Origin of the sequence: Bifidobacterium sp., assembly GCF_050874245.1 — a bacterium.
Taxonomy (GTDB): domain Bacteria; phylum Actinomycetota; class Actinomycetes; order Actinomycetales; family Bifidobacteriaceae; genus Bifidobacterium.
The window spans coordinates 1-1,508 of sequence record NZ_JBNMKH010000183.1 but is presented as its reverse complement, the minus strand read 5'-3'; the positions used below and the strand labels follow the sequence as shown (position 1 = coordinate 1,508).

Annotated in this window: 1 protein-coding gene and 2 pseudogenes; all 3 read left to right on the top strand. The window is 62.3% G+C overall.

Annotated elements, in window-relative coordinates; genetic code table 11:
* Positions 1 to 244 (top strand): annotated as a pseudogene (locus ACR0P8_RS09720) (G5 domain-containing protein); the annotation flags it as partial.
* Positions 245 to 310: 66 nt separating this feature from the next.
* Positions 311 to 1,222: a 16S rRNA (adenine(1518)-N(6)/adenine(1519)-N(6))-dimethyltransferase RsmA gene (gene rsmA / locus ACR0P8_RS09715; protein ID WP_432624849.1), complete on the top strand. Its 912-nt coding sequence runs from the start codon at positions 311 to 313 to the stop codon at positions 1,220 to 1,222.
* A pseudogene (locus tag ACR0P8_RS09710) lies at positions 1,219 to 1,508 on the top strand (4-(cytidine 5'-diphospho)-2-C-methyl-D-erythritol kinase); the annotation flags it as partial. The gene rsmA and the pseudogene ACR0P8_RS09710, both read left to right, overlap by 4 nt.

Sequence of the window (1,508 nt, the reverse complement as noted above, 5' to 3'; positions counted from 1 at the left end):
GAACTGGACGGATCTGGTCAAACTCTGGAATCGCGAATCCGGATGGAGCTGGAGCGCGGAAAACGTGTATTCGGGCGCATACGGTATTCCACAAGCGTTGCCGGGCAGCAAAATGGCCACGTTCGGCGCGAATTGGAAGGACGATGCCGCCGTGCAGATCGACTGGGGTCTGAGCTACATCGCACAGCGGTACGGCAGCCCGTCCGCGGCGTGGCAGCACTCCGAACAGACCGGATGGTACTGATCCGGCTAATCGCCAACGATTTTCGTACCGGCATGAACGGATAATGAGGGAATGACAGAAGAGGGAATGACGGAAAACGTGAACGAGCATACGCAGGGCCATTTGCTGGGGGCGGCCGACATCCGACGCATCGCCGCCGACGCGGGTATCAGCCCGACGAAGAAATTCGGGCAGAATTTCGTGATTGATCCGGGAACCGTGCGTCGCATCGTGCGCGAGGCCGGCGTGACCGCCGATGACCATGTGCTGGAAGTCGGTCCCGGACTGGGTTCGCTGACGCTGGCGATTCTGGAAACCGGCGCCACGATGACGGCTGTGGAAATCGACCCGCCGGTCGCCGAACGCCTGCCGAAAACCATCGCCGAATTCATGCCGGACGCCGTGGACCGCTTCCGTGTGGTCAACCGCGACGCACTTACCGTCAATCCGGAGAATCTGCCCGATTTCAAGGATGACGATTCCTTCACGCTGGTGGCCAATCTGCCGTACAACGTGGCCACGCCGATTCTGCTCACCCTGTTGGAACGTTTCGACAATCTGGGCACCTTCCTGGTGATGGTGCAAAAGGAAGTGGCGGACCGTTTGAGCGAGAAGCCCGGTTCGAAGATCTACGGCACGCCGAGCGTGAAGCTCGCATGGTACGGCACCGCGGAACGCGTGGGCGTCATCGGCCGCAACGTGTTCTGGCCGGCCCCGAACGTCGATTCCGCGCTGGTGCTGTTCAAGCGCTACCCGGGCGGTCACACCCCCGCCGCGGACAATGCGGACGGTTCCGTGGCGGATCGCGAAACCGTGTTCCGTTTGATCGACGCGGCTTTCGGGCAGCGCCGCAAGACCCTGCACGCCGCATTGAAGAAAATCGTGCCGTCCGAAGCGTTCGAGAAGGCCGGCATCGACCCGACCCGTCGTGGCGAGACGCTCACCATCGACGAATTCGTGGCGTTGGCACGCGCGTTGGATGAGGTGTTCGCGTCATGAGCACCATTGATTCGCCCGCCATCGGAACGGCCACCATCAACGCCGTGAGCGTGGACTGCCCGGCGAAAACGAATCTGACCCTGCATGTGGGCCCGTCGCATGCCGAATGGGGCGGCCGTCATGAACTCGACACCATCTATTGCGCGGTCGGCGTATACGACACCGTCACCGCCACGCGCAAAGCGCCGGGAAGCGGCTTCTCGCTGAATCTCGAGGGCGCGTATCTGGGCGACCTGGCCTCTTCCGGCAGCGATATGCGCCGCAACCACGCCGTGCTGGCATTGTT